The sequence below is a fragment of the Fimbriimonadales bacterium genome, from assembly GCA_035559795.1.
In the GTDB taxonomy this organism is placed as follows: Bacteria; Armatimonadota; Fimbriimonadia; order Fimbriimonadales; family ATM1; genus DATMAR01.
The window spans coordinates 1-17,807 of the sequence record DATMAR010000012.1; the positions used below are offsets into that span (position 1 = coordinate 1).

Annotated in this window: 15 protein-coding genes; 6 read left to right on the forward strand and 9 right to left on the reverse strand. The window is 48.0% G+C overall.

Features of this window, described 5'->3' with window-relative positions; translation table 11 throughout:
• Positions 1-21: 21 nt before the first annotated feature.
• From VNK96_07045 to VNK96_07055, 3 genes are all read left to right on the forward strand, one after another.
• Complete coding sequence (locus tag VNK96_07045; protein HWP31460.1) at positions 22-2,337, forward strand: hypothetical protein; 2,316 nt, start codon at positions 22-24, stop codon at positions 2,335-2,337.
• A gap of 276 nt (positions 2,338-2,613) precedes the next feature.
• On the forward strand, positions 2,614-3,576 hold the full coding sequence (locus tag VNK96_07050) for a hypothetical protein (GenBank protein ID HWP31461.1): 963 nt from the start codon (positions 2,614-2,616) through the stop codon (positions 3,574-3,576).
• Positions 3,546-4,700, forward strand: a complete 1,155-nt coding sequence (locus tag VNK96_07055) for a hypothetical protein (GenBank protein HWP31462.1) — start codon at positions 3,546-3,548, stop codon at positions 4,698-4,700. The genes VNK96_07050 and VNK96_07055 overlap by 31 nt, the downstream gene beginning before the upstream one ends.
• A gap of 50 nt (positions 4,701-4,750) precedes the next feature.
• Here the strand turns inward: VNK96_07055 and VNK96_07060 are convergent, their stop codons facing one another.
• Positions 4,751-5,416 carry a hypothetical protein gene (locus tag VNK96_07060; protein HWP31463.1) on the reverse strand — a complete coding sequence of 222 codons (666 nt, stop codon included), beginning with the start codon at positions 5,414-5,416 and terminating at the stop codon, positions 4,751-4,753.
• Positions 5,417-5,649: 233 nt separating this feature from the next.
• On the opposite strand from VNK96_07060, the gene VNK96_07065 reads away from it, so the two are divergent.
• Positions 5,650-7,335 (forward strand): DUF885 family protein, encoded by a 1,686-nt coding sequence (locus VNK96_07065; protein HWP31464.1) that lies wholly within the window; start codon positions 5,650-5,652, stop codon positions 7,333-7,335.
• Between the two features lie 68 nt (positions 7,336-7,403).
• Here VNK96_07065 and VNK96_07070 read toward each other — a convergent pair whose 3' ends face one another.
• From VNK96_07070 to VNK96_07100, 7 genes are all read right to left on the reverse strand, one after another.
• Positions 7,404-8,714 (reverse strand): hypothetical protein, encoded by a 1,311-nt coding sequence (locus VNK96_07070; GenBank protein HWP31465.1) that lies wholly within the window; start codon positions 8,712-8,714, stop codon positions 7,404-7,406.
• Between the two features lie 176 nt (positions 8,715-8,890).
• Positions 8,891-9,835: a 4-hydroxy-tetrahydrodipicolinate synthase gene (gene dapA, locus VNK96_07075; GenBank protein ID HWP31466.1), complete on the reverse strand. Its 945-nt coding sequence runs from the start codon at positions 9,833-9,835 to the stop codon at positions 8,891-8,893.
• A 97-nt stretch (positions 9,836-9,932) separates the two neighbouring features.
• Entirely contained in the window at positions 9,933-10,136 is a 204-nt protein-coding gene (locus VNK96_07080) for a hypothetical protein (protein HWP31467.1), read from the reverse strand.
• 15 nt (positions 10,137-10,151) lie between these two features.
• Positions 10,152-11,219, reverse strand: a complete 1,068-nt coding sequence (locus VNK96_07085; GenBank protein ID HWP31468.1) for an aspartate-semialdehyde dehydrogenase — start codon at positions 11,217-11,219, stop codon at positions 10,152-10,154.
• Positions 11,220-11,305: 86 nt separating this feature from the next.
• Complete coding sequence (locus VNK96_07090) at positions 11,306-12,769, reverse strand: diguanylate cyclase (GenBank protein HWP31469.1); 1,464 nt, start codon at positions 12,767-12,769, stop codon at positions 11,306-11,308.
• Positions 12,766-13,143, reverse strand: a complete 378-nt coding sequence (locus tag VNK96_07095; protein HWP31470.1) for an Hpt domain-containing protein — start codon at positions 13,141-13,143, stop codon at positions 12,766-12,768. The genes VNK96_07090 and VNK96_07095 overlap by 4 nt, the downstream gene beginning before the upstream one ends.
• A 208-nt stretch (positions 13,144-13,351) precedes the next feature.
• Positions 13,352-14,893 (reverse strand): aldehyde dehydrogenase family protein, encoded by a 1,542-nt coding sequence (locus tag VNK96_07100; GenBank protein HWP31471.1) that lies wholly within the window; start codon positions 14,891-14,893, stop codon positions 13,352-13,354.
• Between the two features lie 89 nt (positions 14,894-14,982).
• Between VNK96_07100 and VNK96_07105 the strand changes: the two genes are divergently transcribed.
• The gene (locus VNK96_07105) at positions 14,983-16,155 is read left to right on the forward strand and encodes a hypothetical protein (protein HWP31472.1); all 1,173 of its coding nucleotides are present in this window, start codon (positions 14,983-14,985) and stop codon (positions 16,153-16,155) included.
• Positions 16,156-16,206: 51 nt separating this feature from the next.
• Here the strand turns inward: VNK96_07105 and VNK96_07110 are convergent, their stop codons facing one another.
• Positions 16,207-17,199, reverse strand: a complete 993-nt coding sequence (locus VNK96_07110; protein ID HWP31473.1) for a glycine--tRNA ligase subunit alpha — start codon at positions 17,197-17,199, stop codon at positions 16,207-16,209.
• A 42-nt stretch (positions 17,200-17,241) separates the two neighbouring features.
• Between VNK96_07110 and VNK96_07115 the strand changes: the two genes are divergently transcribed.
• The gene (locus tag VNK96_07115) at positions 17,242-17,772 is read left to right on the forward strand and encodes a DUF1579 family protein (protein HWP31474.1); all 531 of its coding nucleotides are present in this window, start codon (positions 17,242-17,244) and stop codon (positions 17,770-17,772) included.
• Positions 17,773-17,807: the final 35 nt, after the last annotated feature.

The window sequence follows — 17,807 nt, forward strand, 5'->3', positions numbered from 1 at the left end:
GCATCCGCAAGGAGAAGAGCAATGAAATTACTATTTATTTTGTTAGGGGCGGTTATCACATCGGTTGCAATAAACTGGTTGGTTTTGCCCAAAGACGTTTCTGCACAAGAGAGAGAACTCACGATGTTCGGCAGTGTGAAGGGGGATTCCGTCCCCGATGGCTATGCCGAATTGGCGTTCAACTTCTATGACAAAGACAGGGGGGTTCTTGCCTACCGAAGCATTTCGACTGCCGTCGTAAAGGATGGAACTTACACCGCGTCTTTGCACGCAAATGATCTCATAGAAGGCAAAGAGTATTACGTTTTAGTGACGTTGCCGAATGCGGTTCCGGAGGCGCCCCAAGGGGAACAGCGTGAAGCTATAGGCGTTGTTTTGCTTCAATCGGAGACACCTGGGATACAGCAGACGGGCCACGTGAACATTTCTGGGACACTGATTGCTGGTGCGATCAAGACCAATGCTTTTCAGATGTCTACGGGAGCGGGTGCTGGTCGCGTTCTGACTTCGGACGCTTCTGGGATAGGAACATGGCAGGCGCTTCCTCCTCCTTCAGGAGCGGCTGAAGGTGATTTATCCGGGTCGTATCCTAACCCGTTGGTGGATGGTTTGCAGGGCAAGGCGGTAGCCTCTACGGCTCCTTCTTCCGGTCAGGTGTTGAAGTGGAACGGCAGTGCATGGTCACCCGATACAGACCTGCGCGATGCTTTTTGGCAGCCATCAGGAAGCAACATCTTCTATACCGCCGGCAATGTGGGTATTGGTACAAGCAATCCTTCTTATCCTCTTTCTGTAGAAACGAGTGTAAGTAATCGCGCCATCCAAGGTGTTAATACCGCTACAAGCGGCGGTGGCTACGGTGTTTGGGGACAAAGCAACAGCACTTCGGGCAGAGGCGTGCTCGGCTGGGCAAGCGCTGCTACAGGAAACACCTATGGCATGTGGGGAGAAAGCAGTAGCACTTCGGGTATAGGAGTGCTCGGCTGGGCAACTGCAGCCACTGGTGGCACCTACGGCGTGTGGGGTCAAAGCAACAGTACTTCGGGCGCTGGAGTGCTAGGCTGGGCACCTGCTACAAGCGGCAGCACATACGGCGTATGGGGATCGAGCGCAAGTACTTCTGGAAGAGGCGTTTACGGGTCGACAAGCGCTTCTAGCGGCGCTACATATGGCGTGTATGGGCAAAGCGCCAGCACTTCGGGTGGCGGCGTCGTTGGCTATACTACCGCTACTAGCGGCAACACTTACGGCGTGCTAGGGCGAAGCGACAGCACCTCGGGCTATGGCGTCTATGGCTATGTATCCGCCACCAGCGGCTACACCTCCGGCGGACGGTTTGAAAGCGCCAGCACTTCGGGTGTAGGCGTCTTGGGCTGGGCAACCGCCGCAAGTGGCACCACCTACGGAGCTTATGGGCGAAGTGCCAGCACTTCGGGCGGCGGCGTATTGGGCCTGGCAACTGCCGCTACAGGAAACACCTACGGCGGTTGGTTTGAAAGCAACAGCACTGATGGCAGAGGGGTCTTTGGCATTGCAACTGCCGCTACAGGCTACACATTCGGCGGGCGTTTTGAAAGCGACAGCACCTCTGGCTATGGTGTCTTTGGCTTTGTATCCGCCACCAGCGGCACAACCTACGGCGTGCATGGGCGAAGTGCCAGCACTTCGGGCAGCGGCGTCTATGGCGTGGCAATTGCCACCAGTGGCACCAACTACGGCGTGCTTGGAAGGGCCATTAGCCCCTCGGGCTACGGAGTTTATTCCGAAGGTGACTTCGCGGCTACTGGCACAAAGTCATTCCAGATAGACCACCCCCTGATGCCTGAAACCCACTACCTGAACCACTTCTGCACAGAAGGTCCTGAACCTTATAACACCTATCGCGGGAACGTAGTCACGGACGCGAAGGGTTATGCCACTATCATCCTTCCACCGTATTTTGAGAGTATCAATCGTGAACCCACCTATCACCTCACAGTGATAGACGACAGCGATGACTTCGTACTGGCAAAAGTAGTGCAGAAAATTCACAACGAACAGTTCGTCATCCGTACGAGCAAGCCACATGTAGAAGTCTCGTGGGAAGTAAAGGCAGTTCGAAACGATCGCTGGGTTCAGAAGTGCGGTTTCGAGACGGAGCAGGAAAAACTCGAGGAACATAAAGGTAAGTACTTGCAACCCGAACTCTACGGAATGCCGAAGGAGTACGGGATTCACTATAGCCCAGATGTAGATAGAAAGGAAAGAAATGAGCGGAAATTAGAAGCCCGCGTTTCTGATTCGACTCTTCCATCCACTTCAAGTTCTCGTCGCGTGCCCTCACAGAAGCCACGCTAAGCGTAAGTCGCACATTTCTCGACCTATGTAGGGAGTCGGCTCGCCGAAGTAAACGCCGGGCTGACTCTTCTTGTTTATACGCTGAAGCAACGCAACTTCCAAGTGAGACTTAGAAACTATTTGTAAAAACGGGATCTTTCGTGAAAAAAATTGTGATTTTCTCGAAAATCTCGAGCTTTCACACTCCGAACAGAGGAAAACCGCTATATAATTTTTTGCATATTTTCGGATGCGAGCTGGGTAACGAAACAGAGCGCATCCGCAAGGAGAAGAACAATGAAATTATTACTTGGTTTGTTGGGCGTGCTTATAGCCTCGGTTGCTATCAATTGGTTGGTCTTGCCTAGAGAGGCTTCTGCACAAGAGCGAACGTTGACGATGTTCGGCAGTGTGAAAGGGAAATCCATCTCCGACGGTTATGCCGAGTTGGCGTTCAATTTTTTTGACAAAGACACAGAGGTTCTTGCCTACCGGAGCGTTTCGACTGCGGCTATAGAAGACGGAAGTTATACTGCGTCTTTGCGAGCGGATGACCTCGCAGAAGGGAAGGAATACTACGTTTTGGTCACATTGCCGAACGCAGTTCCGGAAACTCTCCAGGAGCAGCAGCGTGATGCTATAGGCGTCGTTTTGCTTCAGTCGGAGACACCTGGGATTCAGCAGACGGGTCACGTGAACATTTCGGGGACACTGATTGCTGGTGCGATCAAGACGAATACGTTTCAGATACCCACAGGTGCTGCGGCGGGTCGTGTTCTCACTTCGGATGGTTCTGGGAATGGGACTTGGCAAGCGCTTCCACCTCCGAGCGGTGCTGCTGGTGGTGATTTGTCCGGGACGTATCCTAATCCATTGGTAGATGGTTTGCAGGGTTGGGCTGTTTCGAGCACAGCTCCTGCAACAGGTCAAGTGTTGAAGTGGAACGGCACTGCATGGTCGCCCGATACAGACCTGCGCGATGCCTTATGGCAGGCCACGGGAAGTGACATCTTCTACAACGCGGGCAATGTAGGAATTGGATCGAGCAGCCCTACTTACCGCCTCGACGTAGAAACGAGTACTGGTCCTGCCGCCATATTGGGGATGCACGCCACCGGCATCGGCGTTTTCGGGTGGGTGCCGGCCACCAGTGGCACCAACTACGGCGTGTATGGGCAAAGCGCCAGCCCATCGGGTTATGGCGTATACGGCACAGGAGGCAAGGTGTCTTGGGGACGAGCAACGCCGGAGATGGAATAGAAGGAAGTTCGACCGCGGCGAACAAGAGCGGTGTATGGGGACACAATGACCTGGTAAGCGGCTATGGTGTTGCCGGCAGCAGCACGAGCGGGATAGGAGTTGGAGGCTGGACTACTAATGGCATAGCAGTCTTTGGCTTCGCAAACGCCCTCAGCGGCCTCACCTATGGCATGTATGCAAGAAACGACAGCGCTTCGGGCAGAGGCGTCTTTGGCTGGGCAACTCCCCTCAGCGGCATCACCTACGGCGTGTATGGGCAAAGCGACAGCCCATCGGGTTATGGCGTGTACGGCACTGGAGGTACAGGTGTCTTAGGGACGAGCAGCACCGGAGATGGAATAGAAGGAAGTTCGACCGCGGCGAACAAGAGTGGTGTATGGGGACACAATGACAGCGGCTATGGTGTTGCCGGCAGCAGCACGGACGGGATAGGAGTTCAAGGCTTGACTAAGAATTACGTAGGCGTCTATGGTTTGGCATATGGAGGAAGCGGCACTACTTACGGCGTGATTGGGCAAAGCTTCGATGGCTATGGCGTCTACTCCTCTGGAAATTTCGCTGCTACTGGCACAAAGTCGTTCCAGATAGACCACCCCCTGATGCCCGAAACCCACTATCTGAACCACTTCTGCACGGAAGGTCCGGAGCCGTACAACGTATATCGCGGAAACGTTGTGACCGATGCACGGGGTTATGCCACGGTGCAGCTCCCCGACTACTTCGAATCCATCAACCGCGAACCCACTTATCACCTCACAGTGATTGATGAAAGCGATGATTTTGTGCTGGCAAAGGTGGTGCGGGAAATACAGAACAACCAGTTCGTGATTCGCACTAACAAACCAGACGTGAAAGTCTCCTGGCGCGTAGAGGCAATTCGCAACGACCTGTGGGTTCAGAAGTATGGGTTCAAGACTGAACAAGAAAAACCTGAAATGCATAGAGGCAAGTATCTGCATCCCGAACTTTACGGCATGCCGAAGGAATACGGAATTCACTACAGCCCGAATATGGAGAAAGGTGAAAGAAATGCACGGAACTTAGAATCTAGCCGTGTTTCTGACTTACCTCGTATTTCTGCCTCAGGTCTTAAACGCGTGTCTTCACAAAAGAAAATGCGCTGATTAGGCAATATCCTTAGCGATTCCGTCGAAACGACTTTGCTGATTGATGATCAGCGAAGGGAAAGCCCTTTAAATGTAAGATCTCCGAACAACTCTTCCTCATCGAATATACCTTGACAAGTAACTATATCGCCTTTTGAGAGCTTTGATACTACTTGGTCACGAAACGAACCGTCATACCAGAAAATAACAGTGGGCTTCATAAATCGGTCAAGGTTTACTAGAAGTATTACTGCCACGCGATCACCGCCAAACAAATTGTTCGAGACATGTGAAAGCTCCCCTGTTACCTGGACTATCTTTCCTTTTAGCCAGTCCTTCGCCCGCACAGGATTCTCTTCAAACGCAGTGATTAGTTCCTCTGGTGTGATTATCAGAACTTGACTGGATGAATTCATCGGAGGGGTTGAATCCGAAACCGCTGGCATATGTTCTATAGAATTGTGTACAGAATTATCTACACTGGGTATCGATCCTGCGATGGGAGGTTCGGAACCATTTCGATCATCATTTCGATCGTGATTAGTAAAAAATGGAAAAAAAACAACGGCAAGGAAGGTGAGGGTCACTAGTAATGAAATCAAATAGGCCAACGTGTTAGTGTGATTAGAAGAAGGAGGGAAAGCTGGTGATGGAAACTGAACGGGAGAAGGGTTTACGTAGGGTGTATCAGTATGGTTGATGCCTTCTGGTTTTTGGATCGCGGCTACAGGCATCCCGCAAGAAACACAGAAGCTAGTTCCTGCAAAAATTGTGTGACTACAGGACGGGACAGGAGCACGCTGGCTCGGTGGGCGGTTGTCAGCCCCACACATGGGGCAGAAGGACCACGAGTCTTCCATACCCCTTCGGCATCTCGGATTGCAGCATAGACTCATGGCTCAATCCATCAGTTTCCAGGCTACCCATGGTATGAGTGCCATCAACAAATTATGACATTCTTAACATCATGATTGCTTTTTCCTTTACCCTTGTAATTCTTCCCTTTATCCAGAGCCAGGATTTTTCGGAGACGATAGAGCGGTTTGCGACAGACAAACGAAGTTTAGAATCGTTTTATTCCATATCATTCTCTCCGCGCAGGTGGGAGAGAATGGAAAGGTTTCTCGAGGAGTGGGAACAGAAACTCGAACGATTCAATTACAATAACTTGAAGCCCGAAGAGAGAATAGATTTTCATTTACTCAAAAACGAAATAGAGTATGAGCGGAAGGTTATCGAACGAGAGAGACGAAAATTTAAAGAAATCGAAAAATTAGTACCCTTCGCAGATTCCGTCATCGAATTAGAAGAAAGGCGTTGGCGAGTAGAACCATTCGATTCACGAAAAGTCGCAAAGACTTTGGAAGAAATTGCCGAAGCCATTCAGAAAACGAAAAAAACGGTAGAAGCCGAGAAAAACTCTCCTGTAAAAAAGATAACATCCCTAATGGGTTTGCGTGCATCGAACGTTATGGAAGAACTCGTGCGCGTTCTCGACACTTGGGTTCGAAACTATCAAGGCTTCGACCCGATTTTTAGTTGGTGGGTCAAAAAGCCATACGAAAAATTGAAAAAAGAAATGGAGGAGTATCGAGCTTTTTTGCGATCACGAGTAGCGGGAATACAAGGAAACGAAAACGACCCACTAATAGGCGAGCCAATAGGCAGGGAAGCCATTTTAGAGGATTTGGAGCACGAAATGATTCCCTACACTCCCGAAGAACTTATTCGGATAGGAGAAGAACAACTCGAGTGGTGCATTCGTGAAATGGAGAAAGCGGCGAAAGAAATGGGAAAGAAAGATTGGCGAGAGGCTTTGGAATATGTGAAAACGCTCCACGTTCCGCCCGGTGAACAGGATGATTTAGTCGCAAAGCAGGCAAGGGAAGCGATCGAGTTTCTCGACAAGCATGATTTAGTAACCATAGACGAACTATGCCGAGAAACTTGGCGTGTGGACATGCTTTCAGAGGGGGGGCAGAGGTTTTTACCATTCGCGGCCTATGGGGGGCAGAGCATGCTCGTTTCTTATCCCTTGGACACGATGGACCACGAAGCGAAGGAAATGAGTTTGCGCGGGAATAACATTCACTTCACGCGCATCGTAACTCCGCATGAATTGATTCCAGGGCATCACTTACAAGGATATATGGCAGAGCGATATAAAACTTATCGTCGAATTTTCAGTACGCCTTTTTACGGAGAAGGATGGGCGTTGTATTGGGAATTTTTGTTGTGGGATAAAAGATATGCGCGCGGACCGGAAGACAAGATGGGAATGCTCTTTTGGCGAGCCCACCGAGCAGCGCGAATCATCATATCTCTGAAATATCATCTCGGGCAAATGACCTCGCAAGAAATGATTGATTTTTTAGTGGAGAAAGTCGGTCATGAACGTTTTACCGCTACGAGCGAGGTAAGACGCTATATTAGCGGTGGATATTCTCCGCTTTATCAATGTGCTTATATGATTGGTGGATTGCAGTTACGAGCGCTTTATGAAGAATTAGTAGGCAAAGGGAAGATGACAGCGAAACAATTTCATGATGCCGTATTACATGAAAACGCGATTCCCATCGAGATGCTTCGAGCGACGTTATCGAAGATTTCGCTACCGAAAGACTATGTTCCGAGTTGGCGGTTCGCTAAATAGGATTTTAACTTACATGCAAAAGAACGCCATACGGTTACTACTTGTATGTGATTACAAACCGTGTTGACTTAACATCCACATGCTCCCCATGGGCATGCACAAAACCAGTGTCCACACGCTGAGCTTCCGATATGGGCGCAAGCACTTCCCGCACAAGCAGCGCATCTTGCTGGTGGGGGCGCACCGACTCTTGCGCAATTCGTAACCCCTGCATCATCACAAAAGAACACCCACGAAGTACCACAAGGAGCACAAGCCGTGCTACAGCATTGAAAACCTTGACAAGGAACGCCACAACCTGCACATATTGCGCAAATCCAAACAGGGATGCGAAACTCGCCGACTTTCAACGCAACGAATCCAATCTTGAATTGATAGTCGCCAAGAGACTTTTTCGAAAGATCTACAACGTGAGTCAATCGTGATTCTTTGAGCTTGATATTTTGAGGTGAGTCGTTACGATAATTCACATAGATGCGATTCGACAAAGACTTTTTCTCTTTTTCCGTTAGGTCTTCTAATCCTCTTAGAGTTACCGTAACTTCGCTAGATTGGCCTTCGTGAAGTTCTCGCGCTCCGGTTAGTGATAGTTTGGTAACTATCAGGTCAGCCGTTCCTGTTTTACCGCTGTCAGAAATATTGAGTTTCACCCTTCCCGTAGTGTTTCCGAGGTTATTTAATGCGATGATTGCACCACGTGGATTTTCTGCTAAGACTTTCCCTTTATCTACCGTAGTATTCGATAAATCGCCGTCAAAAGGACCGGAAACGTCAATAGCACTTTGGCTAGTGCAGACAATAGGGTCTGTAGGAAACTCTGGCTGACGAAGCGGGGGGCGTTTCGTGTTAAGTTTAGCAACAGAAGAAGCGACCTTTTTGTTATCCTGCAGGAGTTCGAAAGTCATAGAAGCAGTAGCCAAAAAGGAAATGAATTCGCCTGGTTTCACTTCATGGCTTTGTCCTTGTGGGTCTTTAATTACAAGCCCTTTAAATACATCCGCAGCAGCGGTTTCCTTCAATGGAAACGCGACTAAAGTCGAAGAAACTTTGTCGCCTGTACGAGTTTCATGAGGGATGATGATTCCCACGAATACATCCTCGTTAGAAAGTACAACCCCACCGGTATCGTACGGAGGGGGAGATTTCAACCACTCATATCCTTGAGGAATAGAGAAGTTTTTAGGGTTTAACTTAAACGAAGGATGGGTCGAATCTAAGCCCACATGAATAGCCTTCGAGGCGACGAATCCAGAAAACACATTCATAGTCTCAAGCGAATTGAGATTCGAATGAGATGGACGATGACCAGCCATACTCGAGAGGAGAATCGCGATTATCACCCCGGCAAGCAAGCTGGACATGACAAATATAAGTTTCATACACTCCTCCTTACCTTGGTGTATCTTTACACCTTTTTCAGTATATCACCATTTTAATCGATATAGGCTTCGGGTTAACTCTTTTTTTTCGTCTAACCTTAGAAGACGTGGAGAAATGCTTTTCAGCGCATGCAATGGTTGATGCGAAGGAGACTCCCTTGGTTGGAATAATTTTCCTACCCTGCCTGTACCGCCGCTTTCGTTTCTAAAAGTCCAACTGCGCGCATGGCGTTTTCGATTAGTTTTTTCTGCTCATCCGTTGGTGGCACCATGGGGAGGCGGTAGGTGGTGGTTTTGAAACCTAACAAAGACACAGCGTACTTAATCGGGATCGGGTTCGTCGTGCAAAACAGCGCTTTGAACAGGGGTACGAGTTTTTTCTGCATTTTCGCCGCTTCGAAAGCCCCCCCACCAGAAGAAGTGGAAAAAAAGGTTTCCATCATTTCGTAAATCTGCTTTCCAGCAACGTGTGCGGCGACAGAAACAACACCGATGCCACCCACACTTAAAATAGGAAGAGTCAAAATATCATCGCCGGAGTACACGCGGAATCCTTCAGGAACCGAAGCGCAAACTTCTGCCGCTTGTGCGAGATTTCCGCTCGCCTCTTTCACAGCGCAAATGTTTTGAACATCGTTTGCCAAACGCACTAAAGTCGGAGTCTCTATGTTTACCGAGGTGCGTCCCTGGATGTTGTACAGCATAATCGGCAAATCGGTTTTTTCGGCAATCGTTTTGAAATGTTGATAAAGACCTTCCTGCGTGGGTTTGTTGTAATAAGGAGACACGAGCATCACGCCGTGTGCGCCCATTTCGGTGGCTGCTTGCGTCATATGAATGCTGTGTGCTGTATCGTAAGTTCCTGCTCCGAAAACGACGGCGGCTTTATCGCGAACAGCATTTAGAACGACACGCAACAATTCCAATTTTTCTTTGTCGGTAAGTGTCGGAGACTCACCTGTCGTTCCAGCGACGACAATGCCGGTATTTTTCTGTTCCGTAACTAAAAAGGAAGCGAGTCTTTCCGCTTCTTCGTAATTTACAGAGCCATCTTCGTTCATAGGGGTTACCATTGCCGTGAGAAGCGGTCCCCATTCTTTCGTTGATTGAAATACTCCCATTTCAATTACCTCCTATTTACTCGTGTGGTGAATGTGCGGGGATGATGCGTTCCCGAACAGAGTTTGGAAATGAGGGAAGGCGCAATGTCACGATTTGTCATTCTTCTTCGGGTTGTGGAATCGGTTCTGCTTCGAATTCTTTCAAGCGTATAAAGTCTTCGTGTGCAAGTTTGCGACATTCACGAATTAATTGCTCATCGCTCAATAAAGAGCCTTCCTCACGAGCACGCTCGAAATGTTCCCACGCTTGCTTTTCGAGTTCTTCGTCTTCGAAGGGTTCATCGTAATTGTAATGTCGCATATAAATACATTACCCTCAAGGAGAGACTTCGGTTTTCTCTGCTTCTGAGACTGTTGTTTCACCGAGCCTTCCGTGCCCTTGTCGAATCAAGTATTCTGCGATTTGAATTGCATTCAACGCTGCCCCTTTGAGCAGTTGGTCGCCGCAAACGAAAAGGCTGATTGCGTTCGGATTCGAATAGTCTTGCCGAATCCGACCAACGAATACATCTTCTTTTCCTGCTGCGATTATGGGCATAGGGAAGGTATTCGTTTCGGGAAAATCCATAACGGAAATCCCAGGCGCTTTGCCGAGCGCTTCTTTTACCGCACCTGGTGAGGGCGCAGCATCTGCAAATTCTACATTCATTGCAATGCTATGCGCGCGCAAAACAGGTACGCGAACACACGTGATTTCGATTGCTAATTCTGGCATTTCCATCGTTTTACGAATTTCATGGATTACTTTCCATTCTTCTTGATTGTAGCCGTGTTCGTTTATTGGAGAATCGTGACTGAAAAGATTCATTGCTATGGGATGCGGAAATACACGAGCAACCGGTTCGATTCCATTGGCGATGTCGCGCATTTGTTGTTGAAGTTCTTCCATTGCGCGCGCACCAGCACCGCTTACACTTTGGTACGTACTCGCAACGATACGTTTTATCTTTCCGAACTTTCGCAATGGAGCGAGAGCCATCATCATGATGATTCCGGTGCAATTCCCCACCGGAAAAAGGGAATGTTCGGGGCGAACGTGATGCCAATTAATTTCAGGGATGACGAGCGGGATGGAGGGTTCCATGCGAAAAGCGCTCGAGTTGTCAATGACGATTGCCCCCTTTTCCAGCGCGATGGGAGCCCATCTTTTCGATGCTTCGCTTCCTGCGGCGAAGAATGCGATATCTACACCATCGAATGCGCTTTCGGAGACTGCCTGAACGGGAATAGCATTCGCTTTGAACCAAATCGAACGACCATGGGAGCGAGTACTTGCAAGAAGACGAAGGACTGAAACAGGGAAGGCTCTGGAAGCGAGCAAGCGAATAAACTCTTGACCGACTGCACCTGTAGCGCCTAAGACGGCAACACGATACTGACGCACGAACGAAAGGTTACCTTATCCTCACACTTGATTTAGCGAGGCAAAGGGCGACTGCTTTATTACTTCTAACGCTGCTCAAAGGTCATCTACGCTGCTTCGACAGACGAAGAATCTGCGATAACGACGCGGTTACGTCCCTCTTCTTTCGCTCGATAAAGAGCAAGGTCGGCAGCTCGAATCAGCGCTTCTTGTGTGTTCGTTCGTTCCCCGAAAACGCTGATTCCAATGCTAATCGTAATATTGCGATGCTGATTTTGGATTTCCGAAACTGCTTGGCATAGCCGCGCCGCTAAATGATACGCATTGTTCTCGTCCACGTCATCGAATATTACGGCGAATTCCTCCCCCCCATATCGAGCTACGAAGTCGTGCTCACGAACTTTTCTCGAAAGAACTTGTGCCACAGCGCGAAGAACATCGTCGCCTGCTTGATGTCCGAACTCGTCGTTGAAATTTTTGAAATAATCCACATCGATCATCGCAAGAGCGAATTTTTTGCCGCGTCGTCCCAGCGAGATGAATTGGGAAAGCCTTTCTTGGAAGGAACGGTGATTCGGAATTCCCGTCAAATAGTCCGTAGTCGCTAACGCTTCTAATTTTTCGTTCGCTTCGCGTATTTCTTCGTTCGCCCGGCTTAGAGCACGATGAGCCTCTTCTAATTTGCTCAATTGCTCGGCAATTTTCGCTTTCGCTTGTTTCTGTTCCGTAACGTCAACAGCAGTCGCAACTGCGCCTGTGATCGTTCCATCTGGTCCACGCAAAGGATATCCGCTTACTAAAAGTGCTTTTTTCCCGGCATTCCACTCGACACCATGAAAAGACTTTCCCTTTAAGACATTTAGAAATGCACGCTTTACATTTCTTTTCAACACTTTCTTTCCGAAGATTTGCTCTAAATTCTGACCCATCGCTTCGTAAGGTTGATAACCGAAAACTTCGGCGGCTTTGTTATTCCATTCGAAGATATTTCCATTGCAATCGAAAGTAAAGCATGCGACGGGGATCGTTTCGAAAAGTTGAGAAAATCGTTTACGGGAGATGTCTGCGATTCGAGAAAGTTGCTCCAATCGCTCGAGTGTAATTTTTAATTCCTTACTTTGCTGAATCAGTTGAGCATTCGTGAGTTCGAGCGACCTTCGTTGGCGATCCAACACACGTGTTTGGTGCTCGAGATGCTCTTGCATGTGGATGATTCTTTCCGCGACGGATAATCTTTGCGCTAATTCCACTCTGTCAAGAGGTTTGTTTAGAATATCGTCTGTTCCCGTGTTCATCGCCTCGATGCGGTCTTCACGGGATTCGCGCGATGTGAGAAGTATCGTATAAGTGTAGCCTCTTTCTGAAAGCGTACGAATGCGACGACACAATTCAGGACCTTCCAGTTTTCCGACCATCCATGCAGTAATTACGACGGGAATGGGCTCTTGTTGAAGAATCTCCCATGCTTCTTCGCCGTTAGTGGTCGTTATAACTTCGTGTCCTAAGTGCACGAGCGCTCTTTCGAGCACCTTTGCTGAGACACAGTCGCTTTCGACGATGAGAATTTTCATGCCGCGATAGAGCCCCATTCCTTTTCGATAAAGGATTTGAGTTCAGCGATATTTTTTCGAAGTTGTTCTAAAAGTGAATTCATGTTCGACAAATCGCCTTCACGTGCTTTCATCACGAGCGAGTCGCAAACTATGCCTACTCTTTTCGCACCTATACAGCGCGCACTTCCTCGCAGAGAATGCGCCGCTCGATGTGCTTGGTCAGCATCATTTTCTTCTATGCCTTTTTCCAATGAGGAAATAAGCTCAGGTACTAAATCGAAAAAATCGTGAAAAAGTTCTTTTTCGAAATGAACATCCCCTTCGGACACTTCCGAGAGATACTGCTCATCTAAAATCGGCAATTCCGCGTGCACTCGTTCGTCAACTGTCATGCCTCCCCCCGAAAACGATATGGACACTCTACATATTCCAATCCTTTGTGGGTTCTTACCTGTTATCGATACGAGTGAATAGCAAAATCCGCCTCGCAAAACGACGGGGTCTATTTGCTTTTACTTTTCCGCATTAAAGGTTTTGCTTTGGGAATAGGATCGCTAATTCATCCTACAATTCCCGAATTTACCGAACCTAAGGCTCTTTCTATATTTCCGCGCTAAGGCCTTGAGCGAGTTGGATTTTCTTTGCGTGGTTGACCGTAAAGGCGGTCCTATGTGTCACTGCATCTATAAGACCCTCTGCGGAGGGATGTCCATTCCCCGAGCCTTTCACACCGCCGAAAGGAAGATGCACTTCGGCTCCGATGGAGGGAAGATTCACATAACCCAAACCGTATTCGCAACGGTCTCGAATCAAGCGCCATTTCCGGAAATCTTCCGTTACCACAGCCATCGCAAGTCCGTAATTCGTGTCGTTGTAAACATGAATCGCTTGTTCGATTCCGTCTACGGGGATGATCGCAACGTGTGGGCTGAATGCCTCTTCGCGCAAACAAAATGTGCCAGGGCGATATTCCATACGATAAACGAACGGCTTTACGAAAAATCCGTGGTCGTATTCGCCACCCGTCAATCGCCCCCCCTCGCGAAGGACTTGCGCACCTTCTTCGATTGCCTTTTGATTGTGATAGAAATATTTATCCACGCCTTCTTGGTTAATCAACGGGCCCATAAAAACGTCTTCACGAAGTCCGTTACCGATTTTAATACGGTCTACGGTTTCCAGAAATCTCTCTTGGAACTTGTCTACGATTTTTCTGTCCACAATCAGACGATTTGCGCTCACGCAACGCTGGCCGCTCGTTTTGAAAGCGCTGAGAATGCAGGCGGGGACAGCCAAGTCCATATCTGCGTCATCTAAAACGATTACTGCGTTCTTCCCCCCCATTTCCGTCGCAACGAATTTATGAACTTCTGTCGCTGCGTATTGCTGAACCCATTTGCCGACTTTGTAACTCCCTGTGAAAACGACGACGTTGACATCGGGGTGTTTGACCAATGCCGCACCAACGACTTCGCCATGGCCATGAACGATGTTTATGACTCCTTTGGGAAATCCGGCTTCTTCCATCAATCGGAACAAATAATCACCGCAGATGGGGGTTTCCTCGCTCGGTTTGAAAACGACGGTGTTTCCAGAAACCAACGAAGGTGCCATTTCCCAAAGAGGAATCGCCATGGGGAAGTTCCAAGGGGTGATGCACGCAACCACACCCTTTGGCTTGCGCCGAATGTAGGCGTCTTTTTCCGCAATTTCGCTGCTGACCACTTGCCCAATCGGCATGCGCCCTAAACTCGCTGCGAATTGCACCATATGAAGCGTTTCTACAACGTCTGCGCGCCCTTCGTTGATGGGTTTCCCGCATTCTCTCGTAACGAGCCTGCTCATTTGCTCTAAGTCGCGTTTAATCAATTGAGCGAGATTATCGAGGAGTTCTGCTCGCTTTACCCAACTCCATTTGCTCCATGTCTCGAATGCTTCCTTTGCGGCTTCGACTGCCTCTTTTACATCCCTTTCATCGGATTCTGGGGCAGTGCCTATGATCTCTCGTGTATCTGCGGGGTTTACGCTCGAAAAGCGCTTTCCGGACGCCGCTTCGCGCCACTCGCCATTGATGAAGTTTTTCGCCTCGACCGGAATTTTGATTTCCTTGCTTTGTGCGGGGGTTTGAGTTATCGTAGCCATATTAATTTTAGTATACGACAAAAACCCTGCTGAAATTCAAAGCCTAAAAGGCAAACGGAAAAAGCCGGGTGTCGGGTAATTTAAACCATATGTTTCGTTATTTATGGCTCGTTATTGCGTCTTTTTTGGTTATTGCCAACTTATCATGTAAACAAACTACAACCGCATCTTCAGATACTTCTGAGGGGGTTGTGGCGACGAAAGAGCCTAATGTTAGTTCATCAGTAAAAGCAACACCCGATGACGAGAAGGACATCAGAGAAACTCTGACCGAAACGGAGACGAAAAAAACTCAAGAGAATTCTAATAGTAAATCTAAAGAAAAAGTTACACAGAGACCTCTTCCTATAGGCGTGCCGAAGCCATTAACGACGCCTCAAGAGATTTCTCCGCAGGAGACTCAAAATCCACAACAAAACAAAGGCGATTTTGAGCCTACTCCTTTGCCGGGTAAAGGGGCAAAACCCATAAAGAAAAAACCTATTGCAGTAAAAACGAAACCAACAGTACCCGCTGCTAACACGAAGATAGTAACACTGACGATGAAGCCGCCAACAGGAGAACACCAGTACGAAATTCAACTAACAATGGCAGAAAGGACGCCTAAGGAATCTTACGAAAATAAAGCAACCGTTGTCGAGGGTATTAGGACTTCTCGAGACTCGAGTTGCAACATCCGCATTGCAAAAGTTACGATCTCTGGGGATAAAGGCAAGGTTAAAGATTTTCTACAGTCTTTGAAACGCGCAAGATGGTCTGCAACTTTCGATAAGCAAGGAATTTTGAAGAATGTAAAAGTGAGCGGATTGAATAAATCGACGGCATTAATGGCATTGGGGGCATCCGAGGGGGGGGTCGGTTTCCTCAATATCATTTTTCCTTCGAAGGAAGTTACCACGGGCGCGAACTGGCTCTATACACTTAGAATGAACCGTTTACTCGAAGGATGGTTTCCAGCAGGAGTTCGAATCTTCGGTCTCGATAACACGATGATGCAATTCAAACTCGATGAAATCCAACAAAAAAACAACAAAACTACAGCGACCATCTCCTATGTTTTAGAATACAGTGCCGATGGACGTAGGAAAATAGGAAAAGAGGAAAAACCGATGACGATCATGGTGCGTTCGAGGGGAAATGCAATTGTAGATACGAAGACGGGTCTTCCGGAAGAAATGTCCGTGCAGTCCTCGGTCTATTTCACAGGCGCAGACGCCGATAAGACGATTACGATAATCGCAAAGGGAAAGAAGATAAAATAATTAGTATCTCTTCGGAACGAAGATTTTACTGTTAGCAAATTCCTATTATCTTTATTTACTTACTGGAACGACTTTATTTTCTTCCAGCATTTCTAAATATTTTAGGCAGCAGTTACGGACTAAAGCGCGCACACGATTGATGTAGGCTCCTCTTTCAGTAGGCGATAAAGCCCCACGAGAATCGAGAAGATTGAAAGTATGACTGCATTTCAATGCCAAATCGAATGCAGGATAAACCAAGTATAGAGGACGCTCTTCGCTTTGCTCTCTTTCGTGCGACCCAATCGTAGAGTAACGACCCAGATCCTCGCTCCAAAACGCTTTTGTAGCAAGAACACGTTTGCTTTCCTCTTCGAACATTTCGAATAGTTTAAAAAGTGTAGGTATGTCTGCGACTTCGAAATTATATAAATTGTGTTGCAATTCCAAATCGTAATTCACATCACGATAAGAAATGCCATTTCCCCATTCCAAATCTTTCCAAAAAGACGCTCCTCCCGAATGCATCAAACACAGACGTTCAGGACCGTAGGTAATTTCGACCGTGATAGGATTGAGATCTATCCCCCCCATTTGTTGGAAAAACGTGAATTGTGTGATTTCAGCGCCATCTAACCAAACTTCCCAACCTACACCGCTCGCCCCCATGCTGGGCGATTCCCAGTCGTCTTCTACTAATCGGACATCGTGTTTTTTGACGTCGAATCCCAAAGCATCGAGCGAACCCATGTATAAATCAACGATATCGTCTGGGCTCGGTTTGAGAATGACTTGGTATTGGTAGTAACGCTGATTGCGCATCGGGTTGCGCGCATATCGTCCATCTGCTGGTCTCCTGCTGGGCTGTACGTACGCACATCGCCAAGGGTTCGATCCTAAACTCCCGAAAACAGTAGCCGGATGCATCGTCCCTGCACCGACCTCTACATCATACGGCTGAAGAATTACACATCCTTGACGTGACCAATACTCGTCTAATTTTTTCAGTAATTCTTGAAAAGTCATCGCTTTTATTCGATTGTACACTTTTACTTCCAACGCCATAGGGTAGAGTCACGCAATACGTCTGTAAAAGGAGGCGACTCTGTGAAAAATCTATTGAAAAGCGCTCTCGCGATTCTCTTACCATGCGTATTCGTAATGCCTATTTTTGCTCAACCCTCCATGACCCCTCCCGAAGAAATTCGCAAATTCGGTTGGATGGTCGGTGAGTGGAGCGGCAAAATGAAGTGGCTCATGGAAGGGATGGAAGGCGAAATGGACATGACCCTGAAAAACGAATTCGAAGGTCAGTTTCTCAAAACCACTTCCGCAATGGATATGATGGGTGAAAAATTCACGGAAGTGAGTTTTATGGGGTGGGACGCTTCGAAAAAGCGATATTCTTCTTGGACGTTCACGAATTTCGCTCCTCTTCCACGAATAGAGCATGGAACTATGGATGGTAATAAGCTCGTTTTCATAAGCGAGCCTTGGTTAGTCATGTCGGAAGAACCCACAGTGTCTCGTGCAACACTCACGAAAATAAGCGATAAAGAAGTTTCGTTTACTTTAGAGTTCAAGCAAGAAGAAAAGTGGGAAAAGGTAGCAGAAGGAACTTTCAAAAAGAAAACGTAGCCATTGTAATTGTCGGAGCAACGTAAACTGCAATA

Coding starts and splice junctions, on each gene's coding strand:
- VNK96_07045 (HWP31460.1), top strand. CDS start 22: ATGAAATTACTATTTATTTTGTTAGGGGCGGTTATCACATCGGTTGCA.
- VNK96_07050 (HWP31461.1), top strand. CDS start 2,614: ATGAAATTATTACTTGGTTTGTTGGGCGTGCTTATAGCCTCGGTTGCT.
- VNK96_07060 (HWP31463.1), bottom strand. CDS start 5,416: ATGCCTGTAGCCGCGATCCAAAAACCAGAAGGCATCAACCATACTGAT.
- VNK96_07070 (HWP31465.1), bottom strand. CDS start 8,714: ATGAAACTTATATTTGTCATGTCCAGCTTGCTTGCCGGGGTGATAATC.
- VNK96_07065 (HWP31464.1), top strand. CDS start 5,650: ATGATTGCTTTTTCCTTTACCCTTGTAATTCTTCCCTTTATCCAGAGC.
- VNK96_07090 (HWP31469.1), bottom strand. CDS start 12,769: ATGAAAATTCTCATCGTCGAAAGCGACTGTGTCTCAGCAAAGGTGCTC.
- dapA (HWP31466.1), bottom strand. CDS start 9,835: ATGGGAGTATTTCAATCAACGAAAGAATGGGGACCGCTTCTCACGGCA.
- VNK96_07080 (HWP31467.1), bottom strand. CDS start 10,136: ATGCGACATTACAATTACGATGAACCCTTCGAAGACGAAGAACTCGAA.
- VNK96_07105 (HWP31472.1), top strand. CDS start 14,983: ATGTTTCGTTATTTATGGCTCGTTATTGCGTCTTTTTTGGTTATTGCC.
- VNK96_07095 (HWP31470.1), bottom strand. CDS start 13,143: ATGACAGTTGACGAACGAGTGCACGCGGAATTGCCGATTTTAGATGAG.
- VNK96_07110 (HWP31473.1), bottom strand. CDS start 17,199: ATGGCGTTGGAAGTAAAAGTGTACAATCGAATAAAAGCGATGACTTTT.
- VNK96_07100 (HWP31471.1), bottom strand. CDS start 14,893: ATGGCTACGATAACTCAAACCCCCGCACAAAGCAAGGAAATCAAAATT.